Source organism: bacterium, from assembly GCA_024226335.1.
Classification (GTDB): Bacteria; Myxococcota_A; UBA9160; order SZUA-336; family SZUA-336; genus JAAELY01.
Window position 1 is genome coordinate 67,411 of the sequence record JAAELY010000545.1, and the last position, 18,044, is coordinate 85,454.

Below are 18,044 nucleotides of genomic sequence, written 5' to 3' on the forward strand. Positions count from 1 at the left end.
AGTCAGCGCAAGTGCGGGTTTTGCCCGCTGTGGAAACGGCCCCTACAATGCGCGAAACCATGCGCCTCAATCCGCTCCCTCGGCCCGAATCCTATGATCTTCACGTCACCGTCGACCCCCGCCGAGACCGTTTCGATGGAGTCGTCGGAATCACCCTCTCGGGAGCGGCCGGGCTGCGCTCGATCGAGCTGCACGCCGTCGACCTCGACTTCGACCAGACCCAGGTAGAGGACCAGCAGGGCCCGATTCCGGTCACTGCGGTCAAGACGGACGAGAAGCGCGAAACCAGCACTCTGAAGCTCTCCCGCGCCATCGAGAGCGACGATGCCAGCATCCACATCGCCTTCGAGGGCCCGCTTCGATCCGACCTCCGCGGTCTGTACCTGGCGCTCTCCGGGAGCCGGCGCTACGCGGCGACCCAACTCGAGGCCGCTGACGCGCGGCGCTTTTTCCCGTGTTTCGACGAACCCGACAAGAAGGCGCGCTTCCGCATCCGGGTAACCACCCCGCAGAAGAACTCGATCGTCTCCAACGGTCCCGCGATCAAGACCCAACGCCACGGCAAGCTCAAGACCGTCACCTTCGGCGAGACTCCCCGCCTGTCGACCTACCTGATCGCACTGGTCGTGGGTGAAATGGAAGCTTCGCGCAGCAAGATGTGTGGCGACACGCCGATCCGCGTCTGGAGCGTGCCGGGCAAGAAGCACCTGGCGGGCTTCGCCCTGAATGCCGCCTTCGAAAGCCTGGTTCGACTCGAGAAGTTCTTCGGCCTGAAGTACCCCTACGACAAGCTCGATCTGATCGCGGTACCCGACTTCGAATTCGGTGCGATGGAGAACGCCGGGGCGGTGACTTTCCGGGAGAGCCTGCTCCTGGTCGACTCCAAGACCATCACGCTCGCCGAGAAGAAACGCGTGGCCGAGGTGATCGCTCACGAACTCGCGCATATGTGGTACGGGGACCTCGTGACCATGGCCTGGTGGGACGACCTCTGGTTGAACGAAGCCTTCGCCACCTGGATGGCGTTCTACGTCGTGGACGACTGGATGCCCGAATGGAATATGTGGCTCGATTTCGAGCAACACCGCGGACCGGCTTACACGATGGATGCCATGAAGAACACGCATCCGATCTACGTAGACGTGAGCACACCGGACGAAGCTACCGAGAACTTCGACCTGATCACTTACGAGAAAGGCGCGTCGGTCGTGCGCATGGTCGAACGCTGGCTCGGGTCTGTAGCCTTTCGCAAAGGCGTGCGTACCTACATCCGGCGGCACAGGGAAGACAACGCCCAGGCCGCAGATCTGTGGCGCGCGCTCGAAGAGGCCTCCGGCGAGAACGTCGAGAAGATCGTCGGTGCCTGGGTCAAGGAATCCGGCTTCCCGCTCGTGAGCGTCCGCCTCGGCGAACGCCGCGGACGCGCCGTCCTCAAGACCCACCAGGAACTCTTTCTCGCAGACCCTCGCCGCCCAGAGAGCGCACGCCGTAGCACTCGCCCCATTCCCGTGGTGTTGCGGGTGAGACCGGTGCGCGGCCGTACGAAGCTGGCGCAAGGACTCCTGGACCGCACACGCAATGAAATCGACGTAGGCGCTGCGAACGAGGTCAAATGGGTGTACGCGAACGCGGACGAGGCCGGTTTCTATCATCCGGTCCACCACCCGGATCTACTGCAGGACATCGGTGCTGAGCTGAAACGCTTGAGCGCGGTCGAGCGCATGGGTTTGCTAGGCCACCAGTGGGCCTGCGTGTGCGCCGATCGCGGCGATTTCGCGAGCATCCTGTCACTCATCGAACGTCTCGGCGATGAAGAAGAGCCCGACGTACTGGCGGCAATCGGTACACCGCTTTCCTGGCTCGACGGTCAGGCCTTGCCGGAACTGAGCGCCTCCACGGCAGCCGAGCATCGCGAGTGGACGGGGAGGATTTTCCGCGCTGCCTTCGACGCGCTCGGCTGGCGACCCCGACGGGGAGAGACCGATGCTCTGCGCCAGCGCCGTGCGACCCTGCTCGGCTTTCTCGGCGGACTCGCCGAGGACAAAGACATACTGGCCCAGGTACAGAAGTGCATCGGTCCGTATCTGAAGGAGCGTTCGACTCTGGATGCGAATCTCGCCGGGCCCGTAGTCGATCTCGCAGCGCGTTCCGGCAACAAGACCTTGTACGACAAGTACCTGCGGCAAATGAAGAAAGCGCGCACTCCCCAAGAGCGCACCCGTTTCGAGATGGCGCTTGCGAGTTTCCGCGATCCCGCACTGGTCGAACGCACGCTCACTCTCTCTCTGAGCGACGACGTACCGATGCAGGACGTCGTACCACTACTCATGCGACTACTCGCAAATCCCAGAGCGCGCGAAACAACCTGGGCCTTCATCCGCAAGCGCTGGACTCAGCTTGCACCTCGCGTCTCCCCTGGACTCGCGCCCCGTCTCGTAACGGCAACCTCGGCCCTCCAGACTCCGGCCTACAAGAAGGAGGTCGCCGAGTTCTTCAACGCACAGAAGCTGCCCACGACGAAACGCGCGCTCAAGCAGGCGCTCGAACGCTTCGATCTGAACGCGAATCTGCGACGCAGAGCAGTGCGGGAACTGCGTCAATGGATTCCCAACTCTGGAGGCCGCTGATGTCGAAGCTTGCCGAGCGCGATTGCGAGCCCAGCCCTCCCGATGCAAACCCACTGGGAGCGGAACAGATCCGACCCCTGCTCGGGCAGATCGACGAAGATTGGCAGGCCGTCGACGACCAGCTCCTGCGCCGGGAGTTCCGTTTCGAGAACTTCGCGGAGGCTCTCGCGTTCACCAACCGGGTGGGTGAGATGGCCGACGCGCAGGACCACCACCCGGATATCCACCTGGCCTGGGGCAAGGCGGCAATCGAGATCTGGACGCACACGGTCAACGGATTGCGAGAGGCCGACTTCGTGTTCGCGGCAAAATGCGACGCGTTGTACCCGCGGACATAGCCGCAAGACCGTTCGAGGCAATCCGCTCGCGCTGCGCGCGGGTCGCGGAAAGAGCGCGCTTCGTACACATCGATGAGAGCGCGCTGAGCAGATACACCGCCCAGCTACCGCTTGAAGAGGTTCGCACCCCGGGCGTCACCTCATTGCCAGCGCTGGACGACCCCGAGACGCTCACCGCCTTCGTGTTGCAACTGGACTCTGTGAACTTCGGTTCGGGCTACTTTCCCCATCTGCGCAAGCTTCCGGGCAAGTCGGGCTATCGCACCGTGGAAGCCAGACTGCTTGCCCGCTTCGAAGAGAAAGGGGCCCTGAGCCCAGAAGAGCTTGCGGGCTTTCGCGCGAAAGACGCGGCGGACTTGTTTGAACAGGACCTGGACGCGGAACCCATCGCCGAGTTGATGGATCTATTCGCAAGAGCGTTTCGCTCACTGGGACTTCTGGTTGCAACGCGTTTCGACGGGTGCTTCTCCAACCTGGTCGAAGCGGCCGATCGGAGCGCGGCACAACTCTTGCGCATCCTGATCGAGATGCCTCTGTACCGCGACATCGCCCGATATGAGGATTTCGACGTGCCTTTCTTCAAGCGCGCGCAGATCGCCTCGGCCGATCTGGCGCTGGCCTTGCCCGGAGGCCTGGGCCGTTTCGAAGATCTGGACGAGTTGACGATATTCGCCGACAACCTGGTCCCACACGTACTGCGCATGGACGGAGTTCTGATCTACGATCGGGAATTACTGGCGCGCATCGAACGAGAAGAGCGGCTCGAGAGCGGATCTTCCGAGGAAACCGAGATCCGGGCCTGCGGAGTACATGCGGTCGAGCGGCTCGCATCGCTGAGCGGACTCAGGGCTGCGGATCTGGACCACTGGCTCTGGACACGAGGGGGCGGCTCCCATTACAAAGCCCGTCCCCGGCATCGGGCGCGCAGTGTTTTCTACTGATCCCCCCGCAGACCCGCGCGCGAAACGGGGATCTCGAGCGTCATGCGAGTACCGGTACAGGAGGGATCGCTCAAACGGAGCGTGCCGGAATGGCCTTCTACGATCTGTCGGGCAATCGGAAGACCGAGCCCGGCACCGCTGTGCCTCGATGTGACGAAGGGCTCGAATACCTCCTCGCGAAGATCGGCGGGAATCCCGCGCCCGGTGTCGGTCACGCTGAGCACGACCGATCCCGGACCCTCGCCAGGCCGATACTCGGCTTCGAACTGCAGCTCGCCACCGGTTTCCTCCATCTCATCGACAGAGTTTTCCGCCAGGCTGACCAGAGCGGTCACCAGCAATATCTTGTCGGCATCAAAAATCGGGACATCTGGCCGCACTCTCGTACTTATATCGATGCCAGATTTCTCACAGCGGTCGCTCAACTCGGCCGCCGCTTCGCCCAACAACCCGCGGGCCGAGTTCTTCGACCAGTCGAGAGTTTGAGTGCGCGAGAGGTCGAGCATGCCACGCACGATCGCGGCGACCCTGCGGCTCAAGCGCAGGATGCGATCGAGACGGGGATCGCTACCATTCGCATCCTCGACGCACATCTGTGCTGTACCGATCAGGGCCGAGAGCGGCGTGCCGATCGCGTGCGCGACGCGACCCGGCAGGTCTTCTGAATCTGTTCGCGAGTGGTTCTGGTTCGATGTCTGCATGCTACCCAGGTGAAGTCAACGAGTTCGTGGATCAACCGTATGTGCTATGCCCGCAGACGCCGCAAGCGCGTTTTGGGAATGCTTCCGTGATGAGCGCGATTGTTGTCGCAGATGTCTCAACCCGGAAAAAGCCGTCGCACCTGTCCGCAATTTTCGGGCCGCCAGGCCGGAGCCACCGGGGAGCCGTTGGGCAACAACACGCGCGGGGGAACAAGGCCGTCCACTGGATACCCCGGTCGTGCGTCAATCGACAAATAGTGCAAAATTCCGCCCAAACAGGGCTATTCGATGCACGTTTTCATCGGCCAGAACTGGATTTACGAGCTAGTGTCCTGTGCCGGAAGTCCGGCAAGGGCATCGGCACCGGGCATCCCTATCGGGATGTCGGAAAAACCGCAATCTGAACTCATGCCGTGAGAGGAAGAACCTTGATCATTGGCGCACCTCGAGAAATCGCCCCGGGAGAGAACCGCATCGCGATCACTCCCGATTCAGCAAAGAAATTGATCGGACTCGGACTCGACGTACACGTCGAAGTCGCGGGCGAGCACCGTCCCGCTTTCGAAGACGCTGCTTACGAGAAGGCCGGTGCAAAACTGGTCGGCTCCGCTGCCGAACTCTACGGCGCAGCCGATCTGATCGCGAAGGTGCAGGCGACCGACTCTCGTGAAGTCGAGATGATGCGCGAAGGCAGCACCCTTCTGTGCATCCTCAATCCATACGCGAACCTGGAAATCGTGCGCGCGCTGGCCGATCGCGGAGTCACGACGTTTGCCATGGACCTCATGCCGCGCATAACGCGAGGACAGAGCATGGACGTTCTGAGTTCCATGAGCACCATCACCGGCTATCGCGCTGTGCTGCTTGCGGCTCTGGCACTGCCGAAACTCATGCCAATGATGATGACCGCTGCCGGAACGCTTAAACCGGCACGCGTCCTCGTATTGGGTGCGGGTGTCGCAGGGTTGCAGGCCATCGCTACGGCACGACGGCTGGGTGCCGTGGTCGAAGCATTTGACATCCGGGCCGCGGTCAAGGAACAGGTCGAGAGTCTCGGAGCGCGATTCGTCGCGCAAGAAGCGATCGGTGGCGACGCCGAAGACAAGGGCGGTTATGCCCGAGAGCAGACCGAAGAACAACAGGCGAAGCAGCGCGAGGTCCTGAGCAAGCACATCGCAAACTCCGACGTCGTGATCTGCACCGCGTTGGTACCTGGCCGTCGCGCCCCGATCCTCTTGACGACCGAGCAGGTGCAGCGCATGAGCCCAGGCTCACTGGTCATCGATCTGGCCGCCGAACAGGGCGGGAATTGTGAATTGACCGAAGCAGGCGAGATCGTGGACTCGAACGGTGTTCGGGTACACGGCCCCGTCAATGTAGCCAGCGACACACCGGTGCATGCGAGCCAGATGCTCGGCCGGAATTTCCAGAACTATCTCACGCATCTCGTCGAAGAGGGACAGCTGAAGCTCGACCTGGAAGACGAACTCACCAGCGGACCCCTCGTAACCCGAGGCGGCAAGGTCGTACACGACGGTGTGCGCGCTGCTCTGGAGGCATGATGGAAGGCGATTTCATTCTGGTCATCACGGTTTTCGTGCTGGCCCTGTTCGTCGGCTTTGAACTGATCACCAAGGTTCCGCCCACGCTACACACGCCGCTGATGTCGGGCTCGAATGCGATCTCTGGAATCGCGATCATCGGCGCGCTGCTCGCAGCCGGCGCGGAGAAGACGAATCTGGCGTCCGTCCTCGGCGTCGTCGCCGTTGCACTCGCTACGGTGAACGTGGTGGGCGGATTCCTCGTAACCAATCGCATGCTCAAGATGTTCCGCAGCAAGAAAGAGAGGGACGCCTAATGCCAACCCTCATCTCGCTTGCGTACCTGGCCGCGTCGATACTGTTCATCGTCGGGATTCAACGCCTGAGTTCGCCGAAGACCGCATCCACAGGAAACCTGCTCGCGGCCGTCGGCATGGGCATCGCGATCGTCGCAACCCTGTTGCACCAGGAAGTCGTCAGCTACGCGGGAATCACGTTAGGAGTCGCGGTCGGAGCGATCTTCGGCGTCATCGCAGCCACACGTGTACAGATGACGGCCATGCCGCAGATGGTCGCCGTATTCAACGGACTGGGCGGCGCTGCGTCCGGATTGGTGGCCGCCGCCGAATTGATCCGGCTCGGAAACGACGGCGTCTCTCCTGTTCTGGAGATCTCGATTCCCATCGTTCTGGGCACGCTGATCGGCGCCGTGACGCTCACGGGTAGCTTCATCGCCTTTGCAAAGCTCCAGGAACTGATGTCGGGACAGCCGATCGTCTTCCCGGCGCAGCAACTCGTCAACGCTGCGATTGGTATTGCCATCGCGGCTCTCGGGGTGATGGTCGTCATGGATCCGGTCGCCGGAGACTCGTTCTGGCTGCTGGCGGGGCTGTCGCTATTGCTCGGCGTGCTGCTGGTGATTCCGATCGGCGGAGCGGACATGCCCGTGGTGATCTCTCTGCTCAACTCGTACTCGGGTCTAGCCGCGTGCGCGACCGGTTTCGTGCTCGAGAATCAGGTATTGATCATCAGCGGCTCGCTGGTCGGCGCATCGGGAATCATCCTGACCAATATCATGTGCAAGGCCATGAATCGCTCTCTGGCCAATGTGATCTTCGGAGCCTTTGGCGCAGCAGCCGAGGGAGCCCCGGCGCAGGTCACGGCCTCGGGCGGCGCGGTCAAGAGCGGCTCCGCAGACGACGCCGCCGTGATCCTGGACGCCGCACGCTCGGTCATCGTGGTTCCGGGCTACGGGCTTGCGGTCGCACAGGCCCAGCACGTCGTGCGCGAACTCTCCGACGCCCTCACCGAACGCGGCGTCGACGTGAAGTACGCAATCCACCCAGTCGCCGGTCGCATGCCCGGGCATATGAACGTTCTGCTCGCCGAGGCCGACGTTCCCTACGAGCAATTAGTGGAAATGGAGGAAATCAACCCGTCCTTCCCGCGCACCGATGTGGCGCTGGTGATCGGAGCGAACGACGTCACCAATCCCGACGCGCGCGAGAACACCAGTAGCCCGATCTACGGAATGCCGATCCTCGAAGTCGACCGTGCAAAGACCGTCATGGTCTGTAAACGCAGCATGAATCCCGGCTTTGCCGGCATCGACAATCCACTCTACGGACTGGATCAGACGATGATGCTATTCGGAGATGCGAAATCGATGGTGGAGTCGGTCATTGGATCTCTGAGAGAGCTATAGGACTCACGGGCCGGTCGGATATACACCGGGTCGCAGCAGCGACCCGGTGATGATTCCGGCCTATTCCGACGGGTCGGGATCTTCGATCTTGATCTCGAGATCCTTGCGTTCGTCGTAGATCTTCTTCAACTCGCGACGCCGCTCCATCTCGAGCTGGAGCTGTTTTCGAACCGTGTCCTGGTCGAGTTCACGCGTTGCAACCTCGCGCCGCATCTTCTTGCAAGCTCCGACCATGTGAGGGCCGCAGGTCGGATTGGCGCAGCACACTGCTGCGAAGTCCTCGAGACTCTCCATCGGCTTGGGCAGCTTCGCCGTATCCCAGGTATCCGCGAAGCCGGGCGTCAGCTCTGCGGCCATGTCGAAGATATCGCGCGCTTCCACCATATCCCCGCTCTTCCAGGCGGCTAGAAGCTCGATGCGCTCGATCTCCGAGTGAGTCGCCCCCATTTTTCGGCCTCGGTCGACCAGACGTCGCGCGTCGCTCAACCGACCCATGTAGACGTAAATATGGGCGAGGTTGGTATAGAGGTGGGGATCCATGCGCTCCCGTGGACCGCGTTTGGCCAGGCGCAGAGCGGTCCGAAAACTCTCCAGCGAGGCGTCCATATCGCCCTGGTACGCTTTGATGATGCCAAACCACGTGTGCGGGAGGTGGGACTCGGGATCCTTCTCGGTCGCGACAATCAACTCTTCCTGGGCGCGATTCAGGTTCTCCGTGTAGGCGAGCTGATCGCCCTCGTCGATCGCCGAACGCGCCTTGCGGTAGTAGGCCGCGGCAAGTTCCAGGCGTACGTCGACATTGTCCGGATTCTTGACCTTGAGATCCTCGAGCACCTTGGCGGCTTCATCGACGTTGCCGTGCTTCATCTGCTCTTTCGCTGTGTACAGGCTGGGTCCACAGGCGAGCACTGCGGCAAGCGCAGCCAGGAGGATGAGCTGGAGCGGCAATTGAGTCATGGCGTAGGTGTCCTCTTTGGGTTCATGATCCGGCGAAGAAGCTGCGCAGAACTCGAACCATGGGTTCGACGTCCGCGGCTCCCGCCATTTCCCGGCAGGAGTGCATGGAGAGCATGGGATTGCCGACGTCGACGGCCGGAATTCCAACGCGAGCCGCGCTGATCGGGCCGATCGTCGAGCCGCACGGCATATCGTTGCGACTTGTGAAATCCTGGGGCTCGATTCCCTCGTTCTTGCACAGCGAAGCGAACACACCCGCGGTGGCGGAATCGGTGGCATAGGCCTGGTCGACGTTGGTCTTGATGACAGGCCCCCGTCCGATCACGGGCCGGTGTCCCGGTTCGTGCTTGTCGGCGTAGTTCGGGTGTACGGCGTGCGCCATATCGGCCGAGATCAAGAGCGAACGCGCGCGGGCGCGCGCCAGACCTTGTTGCGCATCCCGCTTGAAACCCGTCACGCAACGCTCCATCGAATCGAGCAGGAAAGTCCCGGCAGCGCCTTGCGCACTGCGACTCCCGACCTCCTCGTGATCGTAGAGGATGATCATCGAGGTCGACGCCGCGTTGCTCTTGCCCGAAAGCAACGCTGAAAGGGCAGCATGGCACGAAGCCAGATTGTCGAGCCTCGGTGCATGGATGAAGCTCTCGTCGATCCCCGCCAGCGACGCGGCCTGTGTGTCGTAGAGCATGAGATCGAACGCCAGGATATCGTCGACGTGGGCATCGGCGATCTCCTGTGCGCGAAGTTCCCGAACGACGAGTTCGGCCAGTCCCGGTGCACCCTCGAGTCCGCTGATCGGCAGGCTGTGTTTCTGCGAGTTGAGCTTGAGCCCCTGATCGCGAATCTCCCGATTCAAATGGATCGCCAGATTGGGAATCCGCACCAGCGGTCTACCGAAGTCGATCGACACCGCGTGCGGTCCATCGGAAGCCTGAAGGGTGACACGCCCGGCGATCGACAGGTCCCGATCCAGCCAGGTGTGCAGGAGCAGTCCTCCGTAGGTTTCGACCGCAAACTGGCTATAGCCGTGAGCATTCACATCGGGCCGTGGGCGCAAGCGCAGATTTGGCGAATCGGTGTGTGCGCCCACGATGCGAAAACCGGCTTCCGCTGGAGATTCGCTGCCAATCTGCACCGCCATCAGACTGCCGCCATTGCGCACTACGTAGCGACGATCTCCGGGGGAGAGCGTCCAGAGATCCGCCTCACTGGCAGCTCGATAGCCTTCGGCTTCGAGCCGGCGAAGCGACTCCAGCACCGCGTGAAAGGGCGTGGGGGACGCATCGATGAAGTCGAGCAGATCGCTTACGAGGGCAGACATGGCTCAGAACGTAGCGAGAGGCTCGTTTACTCGCCCGGCAGCGTCCGGGGTAGAATGGCTTCGGAGCCGTATGCAATGCTCCGGAAGTGACAGGGAGGGACAAACATGACCACGATTGCGACCAGCGCCGAGAAGTTTCCAGACCGACCCGCAGTGATCTTCGGCAACGGAGAGTTCACAGAGACCTATCGGGAACTCGAACAGCGCTCGCGGCGAATCGCCCACGCCTTGAGTTCCGCCGGCCTCTCGCACGGGGACTGCATTGCTGCGTTGATCGGAAACTGCAACGAGTTCTTCGATGTGTACTGGGCCTGCCACCGCACGGGGCTGTACTTCACACCCGTCAACTGGCATCTGCAAGAAGATGAGATCCAGTACATTGTCGACAACTGCGATGCAGACGTATTGATCGCCAGTGCAGAATTCGCGCAGATCGCCAGCCGGGTCGCGCAGCGTGTTCCGCGGGCGAAGATCCTCATCTCTGTCGGCGGTGAGATCGAAGGCTTCGAAACCCTGGAATCCTTCGTCTCCGGTGCTCCCGAAGACGAACCCCTCGCCGAAGAACTCGAAGGCTCGGTCATGTTGTATTCCTCGGGAACAACGGGCAAGCCAAAGGGCGTTCGCCGTGCGCTCCCGAGGGTCCCGGCAGGTGATCCAGCGACGAACATCGCCGCAATCGGGATGATGGGCATGTTCGGCATCAGCGAAGATGACCGCTATCTGTCACCGGCCCCGCTCTATCACGCGGCGCCGCTCGCGTTTTCGGCGGCACAACATCGACTGGGCGCAACGGCCGTCATCATGCGCCGTTTCGACCCCGAAGAAGCGCTTCAGCTCATCCAGGAGCAGAAAATCAGCGCGTCGCAGTGGGTTCCGACGCATTTCCGGCGCTTGCTTCAGCTTCCCGAGGAAACGCGAAACAAGTACGACGTTTCGAGCTTGAAGGTCGCAGTTCACGCTGCAGCCCCCTGCCCTGTCCCGATTAAACTGGAAATGATCAAGTGGTGGGGTGAAGTGATCGTGGAGTACTACGCGGGTACCGAGGGTGGCGGCACGCTGATCCGCTCCGACGAGTGGCTCGAACACAAGGGATCGGTCGGGCGGCACTGGTCGGGCGGTACCATCCACCTACTCGATGAGGACGGCGGGGAAATCCTGAAACCCGACACAGAGGGTGCAATCTACTTCGAAGCCCCCGCCGTAGCCGAGGCTCGTTTTCGATATCACAAGGATCCGGAAAAGACCGACAAGACCTATCGCGGCGACCTGTTCACAATCGGAGACATCGGCTACGTGGATGCGGACGGCTATCTGTACCTGACCGACCGCCAGTCGAACATGATCATCTCGGGTGGAGTGAACATCTACCCGCAGGAAACGGAAAACCACCTGATCATGCACCCCAAAGTCGACGACGTGGCCGTGATCGGTGTGCCTAGCGAAGAAATGGGCGAAGAGGTCAAGGCCGTCGTCGTACCCGTTTCCGGCAGCAAGACCGGACCGGCCCTGGAAGCCGAGTTGATCAAGTTCTGCCGCGATTCGATCGCGCATTACAAGTGCCCGCGCACCATCGACTTCGCAACCGAAGTACCGCGCACCGAGACCGGCAAGATGGCAAAGCGACGCCTGAAAGAACGCTACTGGGGCAAGGACCGCAAGATCTGAGCCTTTCCACCAGGCCCGCTAAGCTTTCTGAAGGTAGTGCCGCACCAGTTCGAAGCGATCGTTTCCCCAGAACATCTCGCCACCGACAAAGATCGTCGGTACGCCAAACACTCCCTTTCGAATGGCGTCGTTCGTCTCCCGTTCGAGGCGATCGGTCAGAGCGTCCGAAGTCGCCCGCTGCATGACGGTGTCCACGTCGAGATCGGCTGAGCGAATCAATTCCTGCAGTACGGTTTCATCGGAAAGATCGCGGGCTTCGGCCCAGCGGGCGCGATAGGTCGGATAATGGAACTCGCGAAAACGTCCCATGTCCTGGGCCACGAGAGCGATCTTGAGGGCGAGTCTCGTCGAGGTCCGGCGCAACCTGGCGGCGTCGGGCGAAATCTCGGCGCCCACTAATTCGGCCCAGTGCCGGATGTCGTTCCGGGCGTTGTCCTGCTTGCGCCCCCCCAGCTCCGGGTATTTTCCCGCTCCGGGCTCGGCGAGCGAAACGAGATGCACGGGGCGAAAGTCGATCTCTGCTCCAAGGTCCTGGAAATGCGCCTCCACTCGACAGCTGCCGATATAGGCCCAGGGGCACGCGTAGTCGAAATAGAACGGAATTCGCATTGGTCACCCCCGATTGTGATTCTACGGCCAGAATACAGCATTCTCCCCCTGTGGATCCGAACTTCACAGAACTGCGCCAGGAGATCCAGCGACAGGTCTCAGAGGGAATCCGCCCGTCGGTCCAGGTGGCCGTCAACTGGCGGGGGAAACTGGTTTTCGATGAAGCCTGCGGTGAGGGTGCGACCCCGGAGTCGAGCTATCTGCTCTGGAGTGCGACCAAGCCGTTGATCGCGATCGCACTCCTTCAGCTCGTGGAAGAAGGAGCTGTCGACCTGGATGATCGCATCGACCGGACAATCCCGGAGTTCGGTCAGAACGGAAAAGAGCGCGCCACGCTCGTGCACCTGCTCTCCCATCGCGGTGGATTCCCGGACAACTCTCCGAGTGTGCGCCGAGAACTCTGGAAGCACGCGCGCGACTGGAACGCGGCACTCGACTTCGTCTGCAAGATGAAAGCGGCCTGGAAGCCGGGCAGCGATCGTGGCTACCACCCGATGTCGGGCTGGTTCGTAGTTGGTGAGCTCATCCGACGCCTGGATGGACGTGAACTGCCCCACTCCTTGCGCGAGCGTGTTCTCGATCCGCTGGGTATTTCGGAAGACGGCTTCTGCCTGGGGGAACCCGAGAAGCTCCTGGCAGCGCCGATGACGGTGCATACCCGGGACGAACGCGGAGCTCCGCGCCAGAGCGAAGCCGACTACTTCAACGACCCGCTCACCCACGCCGCGGTGATCCCCGGAGGTGGCGGAATCGCCCGAGCCCGCGATCTGGTGAAATTCTACCGCGCGCTTCTGGACGGCGGCCAGGGCGCGAAGTCCCGAATCCTGAAATCCGAAACCGTGCGGCTCGCCACGTTCCCTCACGCGGTCGGCATCCCCGATCGTACTTTCCTGCGAGACGTCCCCTGGGGACTGGGCTTTCATCTCAAACACGTGAGACCGTCTCTCGATGACTGCGGCACGCTTGCGACTCCCGGAACGTTCGGCCACGGCGGCCACTTTCTGGTCAACACCAGTTGGGCCGATCCCGGCAGGGATCTGGCGTGCTGCATTCTGGCGAACGGCCTGAGCGAATCCCGGCTCGGCATACGCTCGGTCCGCGCGCTATCCGACGCTGTACACCGCGCCATCGACCGGGCAGTCGCTGGCGCGCAAGAGTAGACTGACCTCGATGAGCGAACAGAAGATCGCGCCGGGACTGCTCCTGGCCATGCCGCAACTCCAGGATCCGAATTTCCAACGCAGCGTCGTGCTGATGGTGCAGCACGACAGCGAGATGAGTCTGGGGCTGATCTTGAATCGGCCGTCTGAAACGACGGTCACCGAGATACTCGGTGCGATGGGCATCCCCTGGAGGGGAGATACGGATGATCTTGTCTGGGAAGGAGGTCCCGTCATGCCCGAAACTGGTTGGCTCCTGCACACCCGGAGCAAAAACGTCCCCCCGGGCGATGGCACCCTGGAACTCCTGGCGGGAATCTCGCTGACGACATCGCCGGAAAATCTGCAATTTCTGGCGCAGCAACCGCCGGCCCACGTTCGCTTCCTGATGGGGTACGCAGGCTGGGGAGCCGGTCAACTCAGTGCCGAACTGGTAGAAGGCGCGTGGCTCGCGATCAAAGCAACCCGCGAACTGATCTTCGAGACCGAACCCGACGTCATGTGGGAATCCGCACTGGCGTCGATCGGCGTGGACCCGGGGTCGCTCTTTCCCGGGCAGGGCGTGCACTGAAATCAGGCGCGCTGGAGCTCTTTGCGCAAGGCCGATTCGAGGTCGGAGAAGTGGAAGTGATGGCCGCTATCCCGGGCGCGTTTCGCCGCGACTCGAACGCCCCCGAGCATCAACGCGGGCCCCATCTCACCGGCCAGCGCACGAATCGCGAATGCAGGCACACTGAAGAGCGTAGGGCGACGCAACACGGCGCCCAGGACTCGTGTGAACTCCGCATTCGATACGGGTTCGGGAGCTACCGCATTGAGCGGACCCGACAGCTCTTCGGTCGATAGCGCGTGCCGCAGCAATCCCACGACGTCGTCCAGATGAATCCAGCTCATGTACTGCTGGCCGCCACCTAGCTTGCCACCGAGTCCCAGGCCGAACGGGATGCGCAGGTTCGCCAGCAACCCTCCCTTGCGCGACAGCACCAGGCCGATGCGCAGATTGACGACGCGAATTCCCGCGTCTCGGGCCGGCCGGGTTTCGGCCTCCCAGGCGATACAGACCTCGGGCAAGAAACCGCTGCCAGGTGAACAATCTTCGTCCATCCAGTTCGACTGGCGATCGCCGTAGTAGCCGATCGCCGAAGCCGAGACGAGTACGCGGGGTTTGCGTTCCAGGCCGGCTAGCGTTTCGCAAATCAGCCTCGTACCGCGCCTTCGGCTTTCGAGAATGCGCGACTTGCGGGCCTGGTTCCAGCGTCCGCCGGCGATGGACTCCCCGGCGAGGTGCACGACGGCATCGACCCCCTCGAGTGCCGCCGCATCGATCTCGCCCTTTTCGGGATCCCAGTAGACGTCAGGATCCCGGGCGTGACTCTTGTCGCGCACGAGCCGCTGAATCTGCACGGGCTCCGACGCAAAGGATTCGCTCAGAGCCGTACCGATCAGTCCACTCGAACCGCTGATCGCGATGCGCTCTGAAAAACTCATGCTCAATTCCACACACTGAAGTCCGAAAACTCATCTTGGGGAATTTCCTCGACCACCTCCACGCGATCCACGCGCGAAAACTGCGAGCCTCTGCGCACAAAGCCGAGCGCCTCTTCGACTGCACCGGCCAGACCCTCGATCAACACCTCGACACGTCCGTCGGGCAGGTTGCGCACCCAGCCGGTTACACCGAGGCGACGAGCTTCGCGCTCCGTCGAACCGCGATAGAAGACACCCTGCACGCGTCCGGACACGAACACGTGCACCCGACGCTGCGTCCGACGAGCAACCTCCGACGCGTTCCCTTCAAACGCCATCACTCAGATCCCGTCCGGGTCACCTCGAGATGACCCGGATCAGCCGATATCATCTCTCCGATGCTCGCCACACAGGGCGTGCCCCGTCGCGCAAGCTCGTCCCTGAGCAGGGATTCGTTCTCGGGCGCAATACTGAGCAGCAGCCCACCAGAGGTCTGGGCATCGCACATCAACAACTGCTCGACTTCGCTCAACGCATCGTCCCAGCGAGTGTGGGGAGAGACGTATTCCAGGTTGCGCTTGCTCCCCCCCGGAACGAGACCTTGATCGGCGAGAGATCGCGCGAATGAGAGCAACGGTACCGCCTGACTGTTGAGCCTCGCACCCAAACCGGATCCGAGCGCCAGGTTGTGCAGATGCCCCAGCAGGCCAAAGCCCGTGACGTCAGTTGCGGCGGTAGCGCCGGCCGCGAGCGCGGCATCGCGTGCGTCGCGATTCAGCGTCGACATGATGCGGACCACGTCGTCCAGATCTTCACTCGAAAGCTTGTCGCCCTTGATGGCCTGCGCCGCTATTCCCATACCGATTGGCTTGGTCAGTACGAGACGATCCCCCGCGCGCGCACCGGTCTGCGAGAGCACGTTTTCGGCTTCGACCTTGCCGATCACACAGAGACCGTACTTCAATTCGGGGTCGAGAACGGTGTGGCCACCGGCGATCGCGCAACCCGCCTCGGCGGCTTTGTCGCGCCCGCCCTGAAAGATGCGAGAGAGGATCGACTTGTCGATGCGATCATCGGGAAAGCCGCAGATCGCCAGAGCAACCTGGGGCTCGCCCCCCATTGCGTACACGTCAGACAGAGAGTTGGCCGCCGCAATCGCACCGAAAGCCTCGGGGCTGTCGACGATCGGCGTGATGAAATCGACCGTGAACACGAGCGGCGAACCGGTTTCGGGGCGAAGGAGTGCCGCATCCTCCATGGGCCCGACGTCGGGATCTACCCACGGATGATCGAATCCTGTGACCTTGCTCAGGACCTGAACCAGGTCCTCGGCTCCCAGCTTGCGGGCTCAGCCCCCAGCGGGAACGAGCTGCGTCAGGCGAATCTCGCTCATACGTCCTCCCGAATTCACCGGAGTATCCGGCGAACACGAGCAACTTAGCATGCCGTCCGGGATGATCCGGAAGTCGCGCATGGGGCGCGAAGCCGGGGCGCTGGCTACAATCCCGGCCGCATGAATGTGCGTACGGTATTCTGGCTCGTGGGAGTGGTGCTCGCCGCCGTTGCGCTGGCGGAAACTCCCGCACTCCTGCTCGCGCTTGCGCTCGGTGAAGCGTGGGAGGGGTTTGCGATTTCGATCGGACTCGGCGGTGCCATAGCGCTCGGCCTGCGGCTTTCCACGAACCGCGAGGGGCTCGAACTCGATCACCGCGCCGCCATCCTCGCGGTCTCAGTCGCATGGATCTCCTCCTGCGTACTGGGCGCCGTACCTCTGGTGATGAACCCGGCGGCGCCTCTGAGCGCAATCGATGCATTCTTCGAATCTGCTTCCGGCTTCACGACGACTGGCGCCACCGTGTTGAGCGGTCTCGATACAATGCCACGCTCGATCCTGCTCTGGCGCTCCCTGATGCATTGGCTGGGTGGCATGGGCATGGTTCTGCTCGGCGTCGCGATTTTCCCGATTCTCGGACTCGGCGGCATGCAGTTGTTCCGGGCGGAGGCCCCGGGTCCGACCAAGGACAAGCTGACTCCGCGCATCGCTGAAACCGCGAAGATCCTCTGGGTGCTGTACTTCGGTCTTACCGCCGCGCTGATCGGGCTCTTCCTGGTCGGCGGAATGTCGTTCTTCGACGCGATCTGCCACTCGATGTCGACCGTTTCGACCGGCGGTTTCTCGACTCACGACAGATCGATCGCCTACTTCGATTCCTCGTTCATCAACGTAGTGACATCGATCTTCATGTTAGTCTGCGGAATGAGCTTTGCGATCTCGCATCGCGCACTGACTCAGGGCATTCAGTGGCGCGCCTATCCCGAGCTGCGAGCTTACGTGGGCATCGTCACAGCGGGTGTGCTTCTGATCTCATTCGATCTGCGACTCAATATGCCGGAGGAGTTCGGGAGTGCGACTAAAGCGCTCGAACACGCTCTGTTTCAGGCCGCTGCGGTCACCACGACGACCGGCCTGGCGACGCGTGACTTCGATCTCTGGCCCTCGCTCTCGCACTCGGTCATCCTCGCACTGTTTTTCGTCGGCGGCATGGCGGGTTCGACAGCCGGCGGCGTCAAGGTGATCCGCGTGGTGATTCTGGCTCGTCTGGCCGCCTCACAGTTCTTTCGACTGGTGCATCCGCGCGGCGTGGCCGTGGTGAGGCTCGGTGACAAGGCTCTCGACGATCAGATCGTCCTGGGCGTGCTGGGTTTCATCGGTATGTGGCTCATCCTCGTACTCGCGGGCACGATGATGATCTCGGCTTTCGGTCACGAGGTAACCACTAGCTTTTCCGCTGCAGCGGTCACCTTGGGAAACATCGGACCTGGATTTGGTGAGGTCGGTCCATCGCAGACCTACGCGAACTTCGAACCGGGCGCCAAGCTGGTGATGAGTGCGCTCATGATCCTGGGCCGACTCGAGATATTCTCGGTGCTGGTACTCCTGACACCGGGATACTGGCGCGGCTAGCGGCAACTGGCACGGATTCTGCTTCATCTTCTTCCCGAGGACAAAAC

Annotated in this window: 17 protein-coding genes; 10 read left to right on the forward strand and 7 right to left on the reverse strand. The window is 62.0% G+C overall.

What is annotated here, in order from left to right; all coding sequences use genetic code 11:
* Positions 1-47: 47 nt before the first annotated feature.
* Genes GY725_26435 through GY725_26445 form a run of 3 tightly spaced genes read left to right on the forward strand, consistent with a single transcriptional unit; the run spans position 48 to position 3,906 of the window.
* On the forward strand, positions 48-2,627 hold the full coding sequence (locus GY725_26435) for a M1 family metallopeptidase (protein ID MCP4007735.1): 2,580 nt from the start codon (positions 48-50) through the stop codon (positions 2,625-2,627).
* Positions 2,627-2,965 carry a 4a-hydroxytetrahydrobiopterin dehydratase gene (locus GY725_26440; protein ID MCP4007736.1) on the forward strand — a complete coding sequence of 113 codons (339 nt, stop codon included), beginning with the start codon at positions 2,627-2,629 and terminating at the stop codon, positions 2,963-2,965. The genes GY725_26435 and GY725_26440 overlap by 1 nt, the downstream gene beginning before the upstream one ends.
* Entirely contained in the window at positions 2,938-3,906 is a 969-nt protein-coding gene (locus tag GY725_26445; GenBank protein ID MCP4007737.1) for a hypothetical protein, read from the forward strand. Before GY725_26440 ends, GY725_26445 begins: the two co-directional genes overlap by 28 nt.
* Here GY725_26445 and GY725_26450 read toward each other — a convergent pair.
* Positions 3,900-4,607, reverse strand: coding sequence for a HAMP domain-containing histidine kinase (locus GY725_26450; GenBank protein ID MCP4007738.1), 708 nt, complete (start codon positions 4,605-4,607; stop codon positions 3,900-3,902). The genes GY725_26445 and GY725_26450 overlap by 7 nt on opposite strands.
* Before the next feature lie 428 nt (positions 4,608-5,035).
* On the opposite strand from GY725_26450, the gene GY725_26455 reads away from it, so the two are divergent.
* Genes GY725_26455 through GY725_26465 form a run of 3 tightly spaced genes read left to right on the forward strand, consistent with a single transcriptional unit; the run spans position 5,036 to position 7,853 of the window.
* Positions 5,036-6,169, forward strand: coding sequence for a Re/Si-specific NAD(P)(+) transhydrogenase subunit alpha (locus GY725_26455; protein ID MCP4007739.1), 1,134 nt, complete (start codon positions 5,036-5,038; stop codon positions 6,167-6,169).
* On the forward strand, positions 6,169-6,465 hold the full coding sequence (locus tag GY725_26460) for an NAD(P) transhydrogenase subunit alpha (protein MCP4007740.1): 297 nt from the start codon (positions 6,169-6,171) through the stop codon (positions 6,463-6,465). Before GY725_26455 ends, GY725_26460 begins: the two co-directional genes overlap by 1 nt.
* The gene (locus GY725_26465; protein MCP4007741.1) at positions 6,465-7,853 is read left to right on the forward strand and encodes an NAD(P)(+) transhydrogenase (Re/Si-specific) subunit beta; all 1,389 of its coding nucleotides are present in this window, start codon (positions 6,465-6,467) and stop codon (positions 7,851-7,853) included. The genes GY725_26460 and GY725_26465 overlap by 1 nt, the downstream gene beginning before the upstream one ends.
* 60 nt (positions 7,854-7,913) lie before the next feature.
* On the opposite strand, the gene GY725_26470 is transcribed toward GY725_26465, so the two are convergent.
* Positions 7,914-8,810 carry a tetratricopeptide repeat protein gene (locus tag GY725_26470; GenBank protein ID MCP4007742.1) on the reverse strand — a complete coding sequence of 299 codons (897 nt, stop codon included), beginning with the start codon at positions 8,808-8,810 and terminating at the stop codon, positions 7,914-7,916.
* A 22-nt stretch (positions 8,811-8,832) separates the two neighbouring features.
* Positions 8,833-10,131, reverse strand: coding sequence for a M18 family aminopeptidase (locus tag GY725_26475; GenBank protein MCP4007743.1), 1,299 nt, complete (start codon positions 10,129-10,131; stop codon positions 8,833-8,835).
* A 105-nt stretch (positions 10,132-10,236) separates the two neighbouring features.
* Here GY725_26475 and GY725_26480 point away from each other — a divergent pair, with 105 nt between their 5' ends.
* The gene (locus tag GY725_26480) at positions 10,237-11,796 is read left to right on the forward strand and encodes an acyl-CoA synthetase (protein MCP4007744.1); all 1,560 of its coding nucleotides are present in this window, start codon (positions 10,237-10,239) and stop codon (positions 11,794-11,796) included.
* Positions 11,797-11,814: 18 nt separating this feature from the next.
* Here the strand turns inward: GY725_26480 and GY725_26485 are convergent, their stop codons facing one another.
* Positions 11,815-12,405: a thioredoxin domain-containing protein gene (locus GY725_26485; GenBank protein ID MCP4007745.1), complete on the reverse strand. Its 591-nt coding sequence runs from the start codon at positions 12,403-12,405 to the stop codon at positions 11,815-11,817.
* A gap of 50 nt (positions 12,406-12,455) precedes the next feature.
* Between GY725_26485 and GY725_26490 the strand changes: the two genes are divergently transcribed.
* Positions 12,456-13,565, forward strand: coding sequence for a beta-lactamase family protein (locus GY725_26490; GenBank protein MCP4007746.1), 1,110 nt, complete (start codon positions 12,456-12,458; stop codon positions 13,563-13,565).
* A gap of 10 nt (positions 13,566-13,575) precedes the next feature.
* Complete coding sequence (locus GY725_26495) at positions 13,576-14,136, forward strand: YqgE/AlgH family protein (GenBank protein ID MCP4007747.1); 561 nt, start codon at positions 13,576-13,578, stop codon at positions 14,134-14,136.
* A 2-nt stretch (positions 14,137-14,138) separates the two neighbouring features.
* Here GY725_26495 and GY725_26500 read toward each other — a convergent pair whose 3' ends face one another.
* Genes GY725_26500 through selD form a run of 3 tightly spaced genes read right to left on the reverse strand, consistent with a single transcriptional unit; the run spans position 14,139 to position 16,371 of the window.
* Complete coding sequence (locus GY725_26500; GenBank protein MCP4007748.1) at positions 14,139-15,053, reverse strand: TIGR01777 family protein; 915 nt, start codon at positions 15,051-15,053, stop codon at positions 14,139-14,141.
* A 2-nt stretch (positions 15,054-15,055) separates the two neighbouring features.
* Positions 15,056-15,370: an acylphosphatase gene (locus GY725_26505; GenBank protein MCP4007749.1), complete on the reverse strand. Its 315-nt coding sequence runs from the start codon at positions 15,368-15,370 to the stop codon at positions 15,056-15,058.
* The gene (gene selD, locus GY725_26510; protein MCP4007750.1) at positions 15,370-16,371 is read right to left on the reverse strand and encodes a selenide, water dikinase SelD; all 1,002 of its coding nucleotides are present in this window, start codon (positions 16,369-16,371) and stop codon (positions 15,370-15,372) included. The genes GY725_26505 and selD overlap by 1 nt, the downstream gene beginning before the upstream one ends.
* Positions 16,372-16,545: 174 nt before the next feature.
* Between selD and GY725_26515 the strand changes: the two genes are divergently transcribed.
* Positions 16,546-17,997 carry a TrkH family potassium uptake protein gene (locus tag GY725_26515; protein MCP4007751.1) on the forward strand — a complete coding sequence of 484 codons (1,452 nt, stop codon included), beginning with the start codon at positions 16,546-16,548 and terminating at the stop codon, positions 17,995-17,997.
* Positions 17,998-18,044: the final 47 nt, after the last annotated feature.

Coding starts and splice junctions, on each gene's coding strand:
- GY725_26500 (MCP4007748.1), bottom strand. CDS start 15,053: ATGAGTTTTTCAGAGCGCATCGCGATCAGCGGTTCGAGTGGACTGATC.
- GY725_26480 (MCP4007744.1), top strand. CDS start 10,237: ATGACCACGATTGCGACCAGCGCCGAGAAGTTTCCAGACCGACCCGCA.
- GY725_26495 (MCP4007747.1), top strand. CDS start 13,576: ATGAGCGAACAGAAGATCGCGCCGGGACTGCTCCTGGCCATGCCGCAA.
- GY725_26515 (MCP4007751.1), top strand. CDS start 16,546: ATGAATGTGCGTACGGTATTCTGGCTCGTGGGAGTGGTGCTCGCCGCC.
- GY725_26460 (MCP4007740.1), top strand. CDS start 6,169: ATGGAAGGCGATTTCATTCTGGTCATCACGGTTTTCGTGCTGGCCCTG.
- GY725_26485 (MCP4007745.1), bottom strand. CDS start 12,405: ATGCGAATTCCGTTCTATTTCGACTACGCGTGCCCCTGGGCCTATATC.
- GY725_26440 (MCP4007736.1), top strand. CDS start 2,627: ATGTCGAAGCTTGCCGAGCGCGATTGCGAGCCCAGCCCTCCCGATGCA.
- GY725_26445 (MCP4007737.1), top strand. CDS start 2,938: ATGCGACGCGTTGTACCCGCGGACATAGCCGCAAGACCGTTCGAGGCA.
- GY725_26470 (MCP4007742.1), bottom strand. CDS start 8,810: ATGACTCAATTGCCGCTCCAGCTCATCCTCCTGGCTGCGCTTGCCGCA.
- GY725_26435 (MCP4007735.1), top strand. CDS start 48: ATGCGCGAAACCATGCGCCTCAATCCGCTCCCTCGGCCCGAATCCTAT.
- GY725_26450 (MCP4007738.1), bottom strand. CDS start 4,607: ATGCAGACATCGAACCAGAACCACTCGCGAACAGATTCAGAAGACCTG.
- GY725_26505 (MCP4007749.1), bottom strand. CDS start 15,370: ATGGCGTTTGAAGGGAACGCGTCGGAGGTTGCTCGTCGGACGCAGCGT.
- GY725_26465 (MCP4007741.1), top strand. CDS start 6,465: ATGCCAACCCTCATCTCGCTTGCGTACCTGGCCGCGTCGATACTGTTC.
- GY725_26475 (MCP4007743.1), bottom strand. CDS start 10,131: ATGTCTGCCCTCGTAAGCGATCTGCTCGACTTCATCGATGCGTCCCCC.